The 15588-nt window shown below is 64.6% G+C and carries 14 protein-coding genes and 1 tRNA gene; 7 read left to right on the top strand and 8 right to left on the bottom strand.

Annotated elements, in window-relative coordinates; all coding sequences use genetic code 11:
• Positions 1–80: 80 nt before the first annotated feature.
• Together ACP15D_RS11320 and argB are read right to left on the bottom strand one after the other, a co-directional pair.
• Entirely contained in the window at positions 81–854 is a 774-nt protein-coding gene (locus tag ACP15D_RS11320) for a pyrimidine 5'-nucleotidase (protein ID WP_424957598.1), read from the bottom strand.
• Positions 851–1798: an acetylglutamate kinase gene (argB, locus tag ACP15D_RS11315; RefSeq protein ID WP_424957597.1), complete on the bottom strand. Its 948-nt coding sequence runs from the start codon at positions 1796–1798 to the stop codon at positions 851–853. The genes ACP15D_RS11320 and argB overlap by 4 nt, the downstream gene beginning before the upstream one ends.
• 283 nt (positions 1799–2081) lie before the next feature.
• Here argB and ACP15D_RS11310 point away from each other — a divergent pair, with 283 nt between their 5' ends.
• From ACP15D_RS11310 to ACP15D_RS11300, 3 genes are all read left to right on the top strand, one after another.
• The gene (locus ACP15D_RS11310; protein ID WP_424957596.1) at positions 2082–4022 is read left to right on the top strand and encodes a Clp protease N-terminal domain-containing protein; all 1941 of its coding nucleotides are present in this window, start codon (positions 2082–2084) and stop codon (positions 4020–4022) included.
• A gap of 106 nt (positions 4023–4128) precedes the next feature.
• Positions 4129–5550: an OprD family outer membrane porin gene (locus ACP15D_RS11305; protein ID WP_424957595.1), complete on the top strand. Its 1422-nt coding sequence runs from the start codon at positions 4129–4131 to the stop codon at positions 5548–5550.
• A gap of 104 nt (positions 5551–5654) precedes the next feature.
• Positions 5655–5888: a hypothetical protein gene (locus tag ACP15D_RS11300; RefSeq protein ID WP_424957594.1), complete on the top strand. Its 234-nt coding sequence runs from the start codon at positions 5655–5657 to the stop codon at positions 5886–5888.
• Positions 5889–5896: 8 nt separating this feature from the next.
• Here ACP15D_RS11300 and yihA read toward each other — a convergent pair whose 3' ends face one another.
• The 4 genes from yihA to rpmH all read right to left on the bottom strand — a co-directional run bounded on the left by yihA (position 5897) and on the right by rpmH (position 9141).
• Positions 5897–6541, bottom strand: coding sequence for a ribosome biogenesis GTP-binding protein YihA/YsxC (gene yihA, locus ACP15D_RS11295; protein WP_424957593.1), 645 nt, complete (start codon positions 6539–6541; stop codon positions 5897–5899).
• A 35-nt stretch (positions 6542–6576) separates the two neighbouring features.
• Entirely contained in the window at positions 6577–8439 is a 1863-nt protein-coding gene (yidC, locus tag ACP15D_RS11290; protein ID WP_424957592.1) for a membrane protein insertase YidC, read from the bottom strand.
• A 124-nt stretch (positions 8440–8563) separates the two neighbouring features.
• Complete coding sequence (gene rnpA / locus ACP15D_RS11285; RefSeq protein ID WP_424957591.1) at positions 8564–8938, bottom strand: ribonuclease P protein component; 375 nt, start codon at positions 8936–8938, stop codon at positions 8564–8566.
• Between the two features lie 68 nt (positions 8939–9006).
• Entirely contained in the window at positions 9007–9141 is a 135-nt protein-coding gene (gene rpmH / locus ACP15D_RS11280; RefSeq protein ID WP_072369699.1) for a 50S ribosomal protein L34, read from the bottom strand.
• Positions 9142–9393: 252 nt separating this feature from the next.
• Here rpmH and ACP15D_RS11275 point away from each other — a divergent pair, with 252 nt between their 5' ends.
• From ACP15D_RS11275 to ACP15D_RS11265, 3 genes are all read left to right on the top strand, one after another.
• Entirely contained in the window at positions 9394–10875 is a 1482-nt protein-coding gene (locus ACP15D_RS11275; protein ID WP_424957590.1) for a dihydrolipoyl dehydrogenase family protein, read from the top strand.
• A 24-nt stretch (positions 10876–10899) separates the two neighbouring features.
• The gene (locus ACP15D_RS11270) at positions 10900–12489 is read left to right on the top strand and encodes an ATP-binding protein (protein ID WP_424957589.1); all 1590 of its coding nucleotides are present in this window, start codon (positions 10900–10902) and stop codon (positions 12487–12489) included.
• A gap of 118 nt (positions 12490–12607) precedes the next feature.
• A tRNA-Arg gene (locus ACP15D_RS11265) sits at positions 12608–12684 on the top strand.
• Between the two features lie 39 nt (positions 12685–12723).
• Here ACP15D_RS11265 and ACP15D_RS11260 read toward each other — a convergent pair.
• Positions 12724–13650 carry an AraC family transcriptional regulator gene (locus tag ACP15D_RS11260; RefSeq protein WP_424957588.1) on the bottom strand — a complete coding sequence of 309 codons (927 nt, stop codon included), beginning with the start codon at positions 13648–13650 and terminating at the stop codon, positions 12724–12726.
• A gap of 101 nt (positions 13651–13751) precedes the next feature.
• Between ACP15D_RS11260 and ACP15D_RS11255 the strand changes: the two genes are divergently transcribed.
• A complete protein-coding gene (locus ACP15D_RS11255; RefSeq protein ID WP_424957587.1) occupies positions 13752–14495 on the top strand; it encodes an SDR family oxidoreductase in 744 nt (247 codons plus the stop codon).
• Between the two features lie 92 nt (positions 14496–14587).
• Here ACP15D_RS11255 and ACP15D_RS11250 read toward each other — a convergent pair whose 3' ends face one another.
• A complete protein-coding gene (locus ACP15D_RS11250) occupies positions 14588–15355 on the bottom strand; it encodes a DsbA family protein (RefSeq protein ID WP_424957586.1) in 768 nt (255 codons plus the stop codon).
• Positions 15356–15588 lie beyond the last annotated feature (233 nt).

Here is a 15588-nt window from a genome sequence, read left to right as displayed (position 1 = left end):
CGGGGGGCCTTGCGCCCTTGCCGCTTTCCTTGCCGGCTCCGGCGGCGAAGTATTGGCCTTCCTGCGTTGCGTACCGGTTCTCAGCGCTTGCGAAGAGTTTCGAGGAATTCGGTGAGGTCGTCGGTCGAGTGGTGGATGTGCTCGGGGAGCGCCCGCCACTTGCGCATCTCTGCTTGCGCGGGGTGATCCATGTAGTCGGAGCGCACGAGCACGGTCGTCATGCCGAGTGCGTGCGCAGCTTCGAGGTTATGGGGCATATCCTCGAACATTGCCGCTTCGGGCGCCGTGACGCCGTGGCGCTGGACCATGCGATTGAAGGCGTCGGGCGATGGCTTGGCGATGAACTCACACGCGGCGATGTCGCAAATGTCTTCCATCAGGTGGAGAACGCCCAGCTTCTCGGCGACGCGTTCGGCGTGGCGGCGCGAGCCGTTGGTGAAGATGATGCGGCGACCGGGCAGCGCTTGGAGCGCGTTCGCAAGCTGGGGGCTTTCGCTCAGCGGGGCGAGGTCGATGTCGTGCACGTATTCGAGGAAGGCGTGCGGGTCGATCTTGTGCAGCTTGATGAGGCCGGTGAGCGTGGTGCCGTAGTCGTGATAGTAGCGCTTTTGCAGGTAGCGCGCGTGCTCGAAGGGAATGGCGAGCAGTTTGGCAATGAACTGCCCCATGCGCTGGTCGACCTCGGCGAAGAGGTTGCACTTCGACGGGTAGAGCGTGTTGTCGAGATCGAAGATCCAGACACGCGTTGCATCGAAGCGGCCTTTGTTCGAGGCCGCGTCGTCAGCGATTGCGGGCGATTGATCAGCGATGCCGGTGCTCCGACCCTCAAACCCGTCGTTGCGGGCTGCACTCATTCGGCGGCTGCCTGGGGCCGGCGGCGTGCGCGGCCGAGCAAGGTGCCGACACCGTGCGAGGTGAACAACTCGAGAAGCACGCAGTGCGGCACGCGGCCATCGATGATGACGACGGCTTCGACGCCCGCTTCCACCACCTCGATGCAGCCTTCGATCTTGGGGATCATGCCGCCGGAGATCACGCCGTCCTTGATGAGCTGACGCGCCTCCTCGATTGTGAGCTGGTGGATGAGACTCTTGTTTTTATCCAGCACGCCTTCGACGTCGGTCAGCAGTAGTAGGCGCTTGGCCTTCATGCGGGCGGCGAGGGCGCTGGCGAACGTGTCGGCATTGATATTGAGCGTTTCGCCGTCGCGGCCGATGCCCACCGGGGCGATGACGGGAATGAGATCAGATTTCGAGATGACGTCGACGATGTGCGGGTTCACTTCGATCGGGTCGCCGACGTAACCGAGATCAACCGCCTTCATCAGGTTCGATTCGGGATCGGGCATCTCGGTGATCTTCTTGGCGATCATCAGGTTGGCATCCTTGCCGCTGATGCCGACCGCCTTGCCGCCCTGGCGATTGATGGCCGAGACGATGTCTTTGTTGATGAGGCCGGAGAGGACCATCTCGACGACCTCGACCGTCGGCTTATCGGTGACGCGCAGCCCGTTCACGAAGTCGGACTTGATCTCCAGCTTTTTGAGCATGCCGGCGATCTGCGGGCCGCCACCGTGCACGACGATAGGGTTAACGCCCGACTGCTTCAGGTAGACGATGTCCTGGGCGAAGGCGTCGGAGAGCGCCGCGTCGCCCATGGCGTGGCCGCCGAACTTTATGACGACCGTCTGCTCGTCGTACTGGATGAGGTGCGGCAGCGCCTCGGCCAGAATGCGGGCCTGGAGGTGCGGAGAGGGGCTTTGGTCGGAGGCACCTTGAGGCGGCGTTGTCGGCTTCATATTCCTGGCCCGGATTTGCTGCTGCCGGATAGCGCCGGCCCGACAATGGAAGTCTACACAACTGGAGGCCTGCACTTATACCGACGCGGCCCGCGTCGCCAAGCCCCAGCATCTTAAGCTCACGATGATTCCCGCCGTGACTTTGCGCCGCCAGCCTGCAACGAATTTCCCCCGCATTCACCTGCTAGAGAAGAGGGGAGAAAAGTGCGCTATTCAACTCTGCGGTGACCGGGATTAAGACCCTCCTTTCCGCATCCTCCTACCATCCAGGGGAAGCTCGTTCATGAATGCCGACGGCCTGAGCCGTATCGCCATGTCGTCCGGACTCGCCGCGTCGCTGTCGCGGGCGACCGAGTACGCGCGCGCGCAAGGGCACGGCGAGGTCACGCTCGAGCATATCCTGCTGGCGCTGTGCGACGACCCGGACGCGATGCTGGTGCTGGCGGCGAGCAACGTCAATCTGTCCGAACTCACCACTGAGATCGGGCGGCACCTCAGCGCGCTGCCGACGCGGCCACCGGGTCCAGAGCGGGACCTGATGGTGGCGGGGGACTTGAAGCGCATTCTCGAAGCAGCGGCGGCCGCTGCGCGCGGCGGGCGTCGGCGCGAGATCAATGGCGCTATCGTGCTGGCGGCAATCATCGGCGATGGAAAAAGTGCCGCTGCGCATGTGCTGAGCGCGCAGGGACTGACGTTCGAGGCCGCTATCCGGGCGCTACAAAGCAAGCCAGCCGCCGCTCCAGAGTCGCCGACTGCGCCTCCCGCAAGGCCGCTACCGCAGCAGGATGCCGAGTCTATTCTGGCGAGCGCGCGCGAGCGGGTGCAGTCGCGTACGGGCGGTCGCCCCGCGCACCGCGAGGAGGTGCACGAGGAGCCGGAGTTCGAAGCGCACGAGGTGGGGGAGGATCACTACGAGGCCGAGGAAGGGGCGGGCGAGGACTTCGAGCGGCGCGAGCCACATTTCGAGCCCGAGCCTGTACCTCGCACGGCGCCTCCTGCGGCTGCGCCCCCAATGACGCACAGGCAACCGCCGACAGCGGCGCCGGTGAATCCGCCGGTGCCGCCTGCGATGCGAGAGCCAGCGTTCCAACCGCCGCCTCCCCCTGTCACTCAACCGCTGGAGCAACCGGCGCGAGAGGTGGTTTCCACTCAAGCGTATCAGCCGCAGCAGCACCGGGAGCCGACGCGCGCGCCCTACGTGGAGAATGAATACGCTCCCGAGCCTTACGAAGAGCAGGCGACATACGAGCAGCCCAACTACGGCAACCAGGCCGACTACGGGCAGGACGAGAGCTTCGCCAGTCCGGAGTACGACGAGGGCGGCTACGCAGAGCGAGAGCAGGGCCACCGAGGCTATGCACCGCCACCTCCCATGCCGGCCTCTCCGCCGTTCCCGCCTCCAGTGCCGATGCCGAGCCCGCATGAGGGCTGGGCACCACCACCGACGCCCGATGCCCTGGTCGAGCGGCCGCCGTATCCCGCCCGCCCGCCGATGCAGCGGGAGGCCTATGCGCCGGCGCCGATGCCTCCCCAAGCCACCAGCGGGCCGCCGCCACTGGCTCCATGGCCAGAGCCCGAGCGGTCAGTCGGTGTGCAGTCTGTCCCGGGTGGGGCCCCTCCTCCAGGGTTTCAGGCGAGCCGTCAGGCGCCACCGCAGATGCAACGGCAAGGCGGCCGGCATGCCGCGCCGCGCGCCGAGATAGGCCAGCTCGTCGAGAATATTCCGCGATCGATGCGCGTCGCCGTGCCGGCGATGATCGAGGTCCGGATCGCGCGCGCCGACGTCAAGGCGCTGGCTGAGGGGTTGCAAGGCGGCGGAGCCGCTTACCAGCACGACGTGGCGATTACGAAGGCGATGTCGGTGCGGCTGCGGGCGCCTGACGGTGGATTTTTCATTGAGACGGCGTCACCGGAAACACAGTGGATCGAGCGCAGCGCGCTGCTGTCGGAGGATGATTTCGCGAGCTGGCGCTGGCACGTGACGCCGCGCGATGCGGGACGCAAGCGGCTACAACTCATCATCTCGGCACGTACGATGAGCGCCGACGGCATGGTGGCGGAGACGGCGCTGCCCGATCAAGTGATCACGGTGCGCGTGCGCACGAACTACGGACAGGTGGCCTCGCGCTGGATCGGCTGGGGCGTCGCGGCTGTCGCGGGCGGCCTGCTCGCCAGGTTCGGCGAAGGAGCTTTCGCCATGCTCGGGAAGATGATCTCGGGCTGAGGGGCGAGAGGCTCCGCGGGATGGGGCCACGCCGGATATTACGGGCTACACTGATCTTTTGCTGGCTGAGAATCGGTTAGCTTCCCCTCCGCAGGGAGGCGAGCAGATGGCCGGTTTGGCGAAGCGTGAAGCCCTGTTGGGGGCCATTGCTCTTGCCGCAATTGCGCTTGCTTCGGCTGCGCCAGGTGCGCTCGCCCAGGGCGCAACCGATTATCCCATCGCCTCATCTGCGCGGGAGGTCTACAGCCCAATCGCGGAAGGCTTCAGGGCTCCGATAACCCCGCGGGAGGGCCTGAGGGGGCCGGAGCCGTGGGTCGACACCCGCGAGGGGTGGTTACGAGATCAGTGGGGGACGCGCTTGCGCGATGCCCCCGCGTTCTTCCGCGATACCGACCTGCGGTTCAACAGCCGGACGTATCTGCTCAACGAGGACCAATTCGGCTTCAACGAGCCCGCGGCGCTGACGACCGGTGGTGCGCTCGTCTATCAGTCCGGCTACATCGCAGATTTCTTCCAGCTGCGCGGTGCGCTCTATACGAGCCAGCCGATCTACGCGAACGCCTATGCAGGGGATACGCAGAACCTCACCCCGGAGGGGGATCAGATAACCGTGTTGGGGCAGGCGGCCGGCAAGCTGAAATTCGCCGGTCAGGAACTCACTGCGGGCCGGCAGTTGGTGCGCACCCCGTACGTCAATCCATACGACGTCAGGATGATTCCGCTGACGTTCGAGGGGGTCGTCTTGGTTCCCCAGGATCACCATGAGGGCTTCGACTACGTCGCCTCCTATCTGTCGCGCTACAAACCGCGCGACAGCAATCAATTCTCATCCTTCAGCGAAGGACTGGGAATCGATGGCGATGAGGGCATGTGGATCGGTGGAGCGAGCTACAGCGGTGGCGGACTGAACGTCGGATTTTCAAACTACTTCATCAACAATGCTCTCAACACCGCGTATGGGGAACTCGATTACCTGGCGGTCAGCGGCGAGCACGATGGCCCAAGTCTTCGTTTCGGTGTCAACTATCTCGACCAGCGGACGGTTGGGGAGGACCTGATCGCGGGCGCACCCTACGACACACATCAAGCCTCGGCGCGCATCGTGGGGAGCTATGGCGGGCTTGTCGTGGGTGTATCGGCTTCGCAGACCGGCGATGCGGCGGACATCCAAAAGCCGTTCGGTTTCAGCTCGTCCTACACCGCGATGATCGTTACCAATTTCGAGCAGGCGAGCGTGCGAGCCTTCCTGATTCAGGGCTCGTACGACCTGGAAAGGATTGGGCTCGAAGGCGTGAAGTTTCATGCCGCGTGGGGGCGGGGATATGGCGAGAATCTCGCTGCCAACAGCGGGTTCGCCAGCCAGCAGGAGCTGGACCTGCGCCTTGCATACGAACCCCACCACTCGCGACTGCAGGGACTGCGCATCGAGGTCGAGTACATCGACTGGAAGGTGTTCGACCTTGACTACCCGAGCGACGACCTCTCGCAGCTGCGCGCAATCGTGAACTACTCGGTGCCGCTGCTGTAGCTTCCGCGAAGGTGTCGTCACACGACGATGGGATAAGCCTTGGCGGGTTCGGTGCCGTAGGATTAGCGTTGCTCCCGGCCTCGGGGCAGTGCAGCCTTGCAGCCATGGACCTCATCCGCATCGTCTTCGATCGCCTCAGCTCTGCGGGATCACCGGATGCGGCGGCGCGCGCGGCGATCTATGCGGAGTGCCGCGACCTCGTGACGGCGGCACACACCGCCCCAACGGAGCGCAAGATTGCGCTCGATGAGCTCGAGAAGGTGATCCGCCGCCAGGAGATGCAAGCCCTGTACGAAGAGAGCCTGGATCGAGGGGATGGCAAGGCGCGCGAGACTTGACCGGTGTATCAGGCGCGGTCGGCGACGATGCCGGCGATGGTGGCGCGCAGCTCGGTGACGCCGATGTTCTTCTCGGCTGATGTCTCGAGCACGACCGGGAATGCGGCGGGGTGCTTGGCGAGCTTGCGCTCGGTCGCCTCGCGCACTTTGGCGAGCTCGGTCGCATTGATCTTGTCGATCTTGGTGAGCGCGACCTGATAGGTGACGGCGGCGTCGTCGAGGATCTCGGCGATCTGCTCGTCGGTTGGCTTGATGCCGTGGCGGGCGTCGATGAGCAGGAAGACGCGAGCGAGCGTGGTGCGGCCACGCAGATAGTCGGTCACCAGGGCGCCCCAGGCGGCAACCTTCTCGACCGGGGCCTTGGCGTATCCGTAGCCCGGCATGTCGACGATGAAGAGCGGATCGCCGGGGCTCTCGAAGTAATTCAGCTCCTGCGTGCGGCCGGGCGTGTTGGAGGTACGGCACAGACCGTTCTGGCGGACGAGTGCGTTGATGAGGCTCGACTTGCCGACGTTGGAGCGGCCGGCGAAGGCGATTTCCGGGCGATCGGCAGGCGGAAGGAATTCGAGCGCCGGCACGCTCTTCAAGAGTTGCCAGCGGCGCTCGAAGAGGCGCTCTCCAGCATCGAGCAGCGATTGGTCGAGCTCGGTCATGGCAGCGCCTCTGTGCTCCTATCGAGCGGTTGCGATCAGTCGCTCTTTCGACGTTTCACCAAGTCGGCGCCGCGTCCCGCAAGTCCGGTCAATGATCGGAACTGGCGGGAGATGTTGCCAGCAAGGTGAACCTCGGCTCCGTGCTTCTTCATGATGTAGAACTGCTGGCCCAGCGAGAGCGTATTGCTCCAGGCCCAGTAGATCACGAGGCCCGCCGGGAAGGAGGCCAGCAGGAAGGTGAAGATAACCGGCATCCAGTTGAAGAGCTGTTGCTGAACCGGGTCGGGCTGCTGAGGATTGAGCTGCATCTGCAGCCACATCGTGATGCCCATGACAAGCGGCCAGACGCCGATGTGCAGGAACTCCGGCACGGCAAAGGGCAGCAGGCCGAACAGGTTGAACAGCGACGTCGGATCAGGCGCGGACAGGTCCTTGATCCAACCGAAGAACGGTGCGTGCCGCATGTCGATGGTGATGAAGAGCACCTTGTACAGGGCGAAGAACACCGGGATCTGCAACAGGATCGGCAAGCAGCCCGCAACTGGGTTCACCTTCTCGCGGCGATAGAGCTCCATCAGCTCCTGCTGCTGCTTGACCTTGTCGTCCTTGTAGCGCTCGCGGAGCTGCTCCATCTGCGGCTGCAGCTTCTTCATCTTCGCCATCGCCGCATACTGCTTGTTGGCGAGCGGGAAGAAGGCGAGGCGTACGAGCACGGTGAGGATCAGAATCGTGACGCCGAAGTTGTGGACGTACGAGTTGATCAGCTCCATCAGCCGGAACAGCGGCTTGGTGAAGAAGAAGAACCAGCCCCAATCGATGAGCAGGTCGAACTGCTGCACGCCGTCGTTCTGATACTGCTGCAGCAGCTTCATCTGCTTGGCGCCAGCAAAGAGCTGCGAGGACACCTTGCCGGTTTCGCCGGGGGCAACGGTGACCAGGTCGCGCATATAGTCGGCCTGATAGGACGGCTGCTCGCTGGGCAGCTTCGCGGGCTGAGCCGAGAAGGTGGCGCGATACTGGGCGTTCTGCTCGGGGATGACGGTCGAGGCCCAGTACTTCTCGGTGAAGCCGAGCCAGCCACCGGTTGCCGGCTCGAACGTCTGTGTGCCGTTGTCGACGGAGTTGGAATAGGTGGCGCGCTGCTCGCCCTGGGCGCCGATGACGCCGATTAGACCTTCGTGCAGAATCCAATTGTGCTCGAGCTTGGGCGTGCCATAGCGGTGCACGCGTGCATAGGGCGCGAGCGAGATGGCGGCGCCCGTCTTGTTTTCGATCTCGTCGACAAGCTTGAACATGTAGTTTTCGTCGACGGAAACGGTACGCTTGAAGATGACGCCCGCGCCGTTGTCCCAGGTGAGGGTGACCGGCGTTGAAGGCGTCAAGGTGCCCGAGCCCTGCCAAAGCGTGTCGCGGTCAGGGACTTTCAGGTTCGAGCCAGCGGCGGGAACCCAGCCGAATTCGGCGAAATAAGGATGCGGGGCGTCATTGGGCGCCAGCAGAACGACGTTGGGGCTCTTGGGGTCGACCGTCTCGTGATATTTGACGAGCACCAGGTCGTCGAAGCGACCGGAGCGCAGGGCGATCGAGCCTCTGACAGACGGCGTCTCGATCGCGAGGCGCGGAGAAGCCTTGATGGCGTCATCGCTTGCTGAGGCTGATGCGCCGGGAATGCCAGCCCCGCCCGTGCCGGTAGCCGGGCTCGCCGGTTGAGCAAGTTCCTTGCCCGCCGTGGCAGCTTTCTGCTGTTGCTGTACGAGCTCTTGCTGGGCCTGCTGGCGCGCCTGCTCCTCTTTCAGCTTCGGGCCGGCATAGAAGAACTGCCAGCCGAGCAGAACAGCCATCGACAGGGCGACGGCGATCAGGAGATTTCGTTGTTGATCGGGATCTTGCGACTTCATTGGTCCTCAGCGCGCCGTTCTCGTTGCCCGATGGAGCCAACCGCAATCAAGCGATGGGCGGCACCCGCGCTCATGTGGGCGCTAGTGCCAATACTCCGGGAGCATCCGAACGCAAAGTCGGAAGTCATGCATTCTTCTCTCCCCGGCGCTTTTGCCCCGGGGGTTGATGAACGCGGGTGAGAGCTAAATCGAGGTCCGACCGAAGATCGGGAAAGGCGCGGTCTATGGCGCCGGTGCGGGCTATGATCACGTAATCGAAGCCCGGGAGCATCTGTTCGGGTCGCAGGGCGGCCGTCAGCGCGCGGAACCGGCGCCGGATGCGGTTGCGCTGAACGGCGCCGCCGACCTTCTTCGACACGGTAAATCCAAAGCGGGCGGGCTCCGGCTCGGGCTCGTCGCGGCGCGCGCGGGCCTCCAAGACGAACGTCGGCGCACTCCAGCGCCGGCCACCTCGGACCCATAGAAATTCGCTGCGCTTCTTTAGGGTAGCAGGTGCCACTGCGCAGGTTCCCCGTCCATCCAGGGCTGCGCATGACGGCGGCCGACAGGAGGGTTGGTCCCACCCGTTCAGGCCGACAGGCGCTTGCGGCCCTTGGCGCGCCGACGATTGATCACGCGGATCCCGCCTTTGGTCAGCATCCGCTTGCGAAAGCCGTGGCGACGCTTGCGGACGAGCCGGCTCGGTTGATAAGTGCGCTTCACGATACAGCTCCAGTGCCCGTCGCGAAAAGGGCTGCCGACCGAGGCAATCGCCGTCGGCGCGGGCCCTATGCTTCTTAAGGATTGGCGGGCTTATACGGGCTCGCTGGCGTCAAGTCAACGCGGGCTGCGCACCGTTAATCCACGGCCGGAAAGGCCTCTTATGGTGCACGGTCAGCCTAGAAGTGGCAAATGTGCATTTACCGCCTCGCGGAGGGCAATCCGGCCCGCCCGGCGCGGTCAGGGGGGCGATGCATGGAGCAGGGCAAATCGACACCTAAGCCGGCGGAGGCACCGGCTACTGCGGTCGATCCGAGTGACGAGGCAATTGACGCGGACATCTGCGTCATCGGTGGCGATCCTGGGGGACTTGCTGTCGCAATCGCTGCTGCTGCGTTCGGCCGCAAAGTGGTGCTGATCGAGCAAAAGCAATTGGGCGGCGAGCCGCTTTATTACGGTTCGCTTGCGATGCGGGCTCTGGCTGCGGCGGGGAACCGCGCGCAGAACATGCGGACGGCAACCCCGCTGGGGGTATCCGCCCGTGAGCCGGAAATCGATCTGCGGGCGGTCAACGAGCATGTTCGCAGTGCCGTGTCGGGACTTGCGCCGAACTTTGCTCCGGAGCGGTTCGTCGGGCTCGGCATTCGCGTGCTGCATGGAACCGGCCGCTTCATCAACAAGCGGACTGTCATCGCGGGTGAAAGCCGCGTTCGGGCGCGACGCTTTGTTGTTGCGACAGGTGGAGTGCCGCGGACGCCGGCGATCAAAGGGCTTTCCAGCATTCCGTATCTCACGGTGGAGACGGTATTCTCCTCGACCGAGAAGCTGCACGACCTCATTGTGATCGGCTCGGGTGCCGATGCGATCGAGCTGGCGCAGACGTTCGGGCGGCTCGGATCACGCGTCATGGTTCTCGCGGAGGGCAAGGCGCTCGACGAGCAGGACCCGGAGCTGACGAAGTTTCTCATAGAGCAGCTTGGTGAGGAGGGCATCGGCGTCTTCGAAAACACGGTGATCGACAGCGTCGACGGCGGGCTCGGACGCGTGCGCGTCAACGTCACTGTGGGAGCTGAGAAGCACGTCGTCGAAGGCAGCCACATCCTGGTGGCGGCCGGCTTCAAGCCGGCGACAACGGACCTCGGCCTCGAGGCGGCGGGCATTCGGCACGATGAGCGAGGCATCAAGGTCAACGGCGGACTGAAGACGACGAACCGACGCGTGTTCGCTGTGGGGCGGGTTGCGGCTGCACCCGGTGCGTGGGCTGCCGACTATCAGTCGAGCGTCGTCATTCAGCGGGCGCTTCTGCACATTCGCGTCCGCATCAATCCGCATCTCATTCCGCGCGTCGTCTACACCGAGCCGGGCCTCGCCTGGGTGGGCCAGTCAGAGGCGGAAGCCGGCGATCCGGCAAAGAAAATCGACGTCCTGCGCTGGCCCTTCCGCGAGAATGACCGTGCTGTGGCCGAGGGGGCCGCGGTCGGGCACATCAAGGTGATCACGAGCAAGGAGGGTCGGATCCTTGGCGCGGGCATCGTCGGGGCGGGCGCGGGGGAGCTGATCGCCATGTGGGCGCTGGCCCTTTCGCAGGGGCTCAACATCAAGGCGATGACGCAATGGGTGCCGGCCTATCCGACGGTCAGCCAGATCAACAAACAGGTCGCGACCAGCTACTATGCCGGGAAGGCGGGCAATCCCACCTTACGCAAGGTTATCGATTTTCTTGCTAAGTTCGGATGAGGGCCGAAGACCCAGAGGACGCGCGTGCTCCGCGACAACAAGAATGAGGTGGCGCACTTAACTTTCGCCGATCGGTGGAGGCGATGGCGGATTCCGGGCTGGGCGGCGAAGTACCAGCAGAACTGGCGCGACCTCGGCCTGCCGGCCAAGCTGCTGATGCTGACGGCCGTGTTCGTCATGCTGGCCGAAGTGCTCATCTTCCTGCCCTCGATTTCCACCTTCCGCGTCGATTGGCTGAACGAGAGGCTAACCGCGGCGCAGTTGGCGACACTCGCGGCGGAAGGGTTTCCGGGCGGGGACGTGCCCTCGGGCCTGCGCGCGGAGATGCTGCGCACCGCGCAGGTGAAGGCGATCGCGTCGCGGCGGCAGGGCGTGCGCCGGCTGGTGCTGCCGGTCGATCCGCAGATGACGATCGATGCGCACTATGATCTGCGGCAGAAGCCGGAGAGCTGGCTCGAAGGCGTCGGGCTGAAGCTGGAGCAGATCGGCGATGCCATCGCGGTGTTTTTCGCGCGCGATGGGCGCACGATCCGCGTGCTGGGCAGTATCGGCGATGATCCGGACGACCTCGTCGAGATCGTGATGCCCGAAGCCCCGTTGAAGGCGGCGCTGAGGTCGTACGCGCTGAACATCCTCGGGGTATCGATCGTCATATCGCTGGCGACGGCGGCGCTCGTCTATTTCGCGCTGAGCCGGCTGCTGGTCCGCCCTATGATGCGGATTACGCATGCAATGGTGCACTTCAGCGAAGACCCGGAAGATGCTTCGCGCATCATCGTCCCCACGGGGCGGCGCGATGAGATCGGCACGGCGGAGCGCGAGCTGAGCGAAATGCAGCGGCAGCTTACCGGCGCGCTGTTGCAGAAGACGCGGCTGGCGCAACTCGGCCTCGCGGTGAGCAAGATCAATCACGATCTGCGCGGCATGCTGGCCAATGCGCAGCTTCTTTCCGACCGCCTGACGGTGATCCCCGATCCGACGGTGCAGCGCTTCGCGCCCAAGCTGATTGCCTCGCTCGATCGCGCCATCAACTTCTGCAACGATACGCTGCGGTTCGGGCGCGCGGAGGAGGCGCAGCCGCGGCGCGAGCTGATGCTGCTGAAGCCACTCGCGGAGGAAGTGGGTGAGGCGCTGGGGTTGCCACGCGAGGGCAGCATCGATTTCGTGCTGAGCATGGACGACACGCTGCGCATCGATGCCGACCGCGATCACCTGTTCCGCATCCTGTCGAACTTCGTGCGTAACGCCATCGAGGCGATCGAAGGTGCGCCGCCGGAGCCGATCGGGGTCATCGAGGTCAAGGCCTGGCGCGATGGGCGGCGGGTGCTGGTCGAGGTGCGCGACAATGGCCCTGGGGTGCCGAAAAAGGCGCGCGATCATTTGTTCGAGGCGTTCATTGGCTCGCAGCGCAAGGGCGGGACGGGGCTGGGGCTCGCCATCGCGGCGGAGATCGTCGGGGTGCATGGGGGGCGGGTGCGGCTGCTCGACACGGCGAAGGGCGCGGCGTTCCAGTTCGAAATTCCCGACCGCGGGGTGCATGCGAGCGCCGATGGAGCTGGGGCCGGGCCCCAATCCACAGCCCGTTCGGGGGACGGCTCGTCTGGGGCGGCATAAGAGGCCGCCAAGGCTCTTGCGCGCTGGCGGCTGAACGATTAGTAGTTGCGGCCTTCGGCGTCGGTTCACCGGCTGCCGGACGTTTCAGGCCTCTGCGTGGCCATCAAGATCGCAGAATGCGCCCGTAGCTCAGCTGGATAGAGCACCAGACTACGAATCTGGGGGTCAGAGGTTCGAATCCTTTCGGGCGCGCCACGATTTCATCTTCGACATTTGGAGCAGGATTGGTCGTGGCTAGCGGCCGGCCGGGGTGGCGTGCGCCTCGATGTTGCGGGCGAAGCGGCCGGGAGGTTGGCCGACGTGGCGGGCGAAGGCCGTGCTGAACGTGCTCGCCGAACCATAGCCGACGCGCTCGGCGACCTCGGCGATGTCGATCTCACGGCGCCGGAGCAGGTCCTTCGCCAACGCCATGCGCCAGGCTAGCAAGTATTCCATCGGCGGCAGCCCCACGTTGCGCGTGAAGCGATCGAAGAAGGCCGAGCGGGACAAGCCGGCTTCCTTCGCGAGCTCCGCCATGGTCCACGGGCGCGCCGGGCCCGCGTGCATCTGGCGGATGGCTTCGGCCAGCCGCTCATCGCCAAGGCCGCGGAGAAGCCCGGCGGGCGCATCGGGTGCCTGCGTCAGCCGCAGGGACTCGACGAGCAGAATTTCTACGAGACGGCTGAGGACCAGATCGCGCCCGGGTTGCCGGCCCGCGGATTCGTCGGTGAGAAGTTTGACGAGCGTCGATAGCCGCTCGATGCCGCGCACGTGCACCTGCTTGGGCAGCATCGAGACAAGCAGCCCTGAATCCTCGCCCTGGAAAATGAAATAGCCACCAAGGATGCGCACGCTTGGTGGCTCATCATCGTTGCCGTGGTGGACGTCTGACGAAGCGGAGGCGGCGGCGCGTTTGGCGTCGATCAGGTTTGGTGTGACGGGGTCGAAGCCGGAAATCGTGAAGCCCGGTGTGGTCGGCAGAAGTACAAAGTCGCCGGCTTCGAGCGCGAGAGGCGGGTGTCCGTCGACGGCGAGGCGGCAAGAGCCTTCGACGACGACACAGAAGCTCGGATGGCCGAAATCGGAGTAGCGGACGCCCCATCGGCCCGAGCCGCTGATGCCCTTGGCGAAGACGGCTTCGGGCCGCAGAAGGGCGATGACTTCGGAGAGGGGGTCTGTCATTTCTGGACTATAGCTAATGAAATGTGGATCATCAATCGTAGATAGTCCTGTCGCGGGAGGTCATCGTTGGACCATCGAAACCCCGTGAGGAGAGATTTCCCATGAAGACCGTATTGATCACCGGCTGCTCGTCAGGCTACGGGCTCGAGACCGCGCGCTATTTCCTCGACCAGGGCTGGAAGGTCATCGCGACGATGCGGACGCCGCGTGACGGTGTCCTGCCGGCCTCGCCGTCGCTTCGCTTGCTGGCGCTGGATGTAACGAACGAGGAGAGCATTGCCGCGGCGATCGAGGCTGCCGGTCCGATCGATGTGCTGGTCAACAATGCGGGCATCGGGGTCGTCGGCGCGTTCGAGGCGACGCCGATGGCGCACATCCGCCGGGTGTTCGAGACGAACACGTTCGGCGTGATGGCGATGACGCAGGCCGTCATCCCACAGTTTCGCGCGCGACGCTCGGGCGTGATCGTCAACGTGACGTCGAGCGTGACGCTGGCGCCGATGCCGCTGGCGGCAGCTTACACAGCGAGCAAGCAGGCGATCGAAGGCTTCACGGGCTCTCTGGCGCATGAGCTTGCACACTTCAATGTCCGGGCGAGGCTGGTCGAGCCGGGGTACGCGCCGACGACAAACTTCGCGCACAATACGCAGGTGCGGATCGAGGACCTGATCCCAGAGACGTACGCGGATTTCGCGGGGCCGATCTTTGCGGCGTTCGCGCAGCCGGCGCTGGTGACGAAGGAGGTGGATGTCGCGGAGGCTGTTTGGCAGGCCGCGAACGATCAATCGGGCCGGTTGCGTTTTGCTGCGGGTGCCGATGCCGTTGCGCTGGCCCGCGCTGCGTGAGGTGGGGTTGCGTGCCTGTTGTAGTGTAGCCCCTCACCCGGACGCGATCTGTCGATCGCGTCCGACCTCTCCCAACCGGGAGAGGTTAAGTTTCAGCAGACGTCGCAGCCGGACTTGCGGATCTGGCCGACGGCCTCGCCGAGCTGGGCCTCGAGGTCTTCGGGTGCGCCGGAGATGCCGTTGTGGCCGATGACGAATAGCGGCGTGATGTTGGCGTTGAGGCTGTCGGCGAGGCTCTTGGTGCGCTTCAGTTCGTCGGCAATGCCGGCCGACTGGGCGTCCTTCTTCAGCTTCGCGATGTCCAGCCCGAGCTTTTCGGCAATCTCCAGTGCGCGCGCTTCGGTGGCCTTACCCTTCAGCGCAAGGAGGGCATCGTTCAGCGGCTCGAACTTGCCTTGCTGGTGGGCGGCGAGAGCGAGGCGGGCAACGGCTTCGGAGTCCGGGCCGAAGCTCGCCACATCCTTCATCACCAACGTGACGTCCGGGTTGGCCTTCAGAAAAGCGCGGACCTTGGGGTAGGACGCGCGGCAGTACTGGCAGTTATAGTCGTAGAACTCGACAATCTTCACCTTCGCGTCCTTGGCGCCGATCTGAGGCGAGCCGGATGCGTAGAGATCGTTCTTATAGCCGCGAAGGATTCTCTTGGTGTTCTCGACCTGCTCGTCCTGCTCCAGTTTCAGCAGTGCTTCGCGGAGTACCTCGGGGTGCTGCATGATGTAGTCGCGGATCATGGCGTCAAAGCCAGCGCGATCCTTAGGCAGCGCATTGCCCGACGTGTCTTCGGCCCGCAAAGTGCCCGCTGCTAGCGTGGCGGCGAGGAGAGCAATGGCGACGAAGTTCAGCGGCTTGAAGGGGGACATCGTTCCTCGGGGAGCTGGCGGATGGAGGGGTGGCTGTGCGCGAGACACCAGCCGAACCTTAAGGCGGGCTTAAGCCGTTGGTCGCGGCGAAGGCTAGAGGACATCGCCGCGCAGCTTCAATAGCGTTGCAGTTTGTCGAGCAGGCCGACCATCAGCGCGTAGGACGATTGAGGGAGGCCGCTGTGCGCGTTTTGTCGACGTCATCGCCCCGGTGCAGCTGATCCGGGTCCGTA

The sequence above is a fragment of the Hyphomicrobium sp. 1Nfss2.1 genome (assembly GCF_965243865.1).
In the GTDB taxonomy this organism is placed as follows: domain Bacteria; phylum Pseudomonadota; class Alphaproteobacteria; order Rhizobiales; family Hyphomicrobiaceae; genus Hyphomicrobium_A.
Note: the sequence above shows the minus strand (reverse complement) of the source record. Positions and strands in the feature narration are given on the sequence as shown.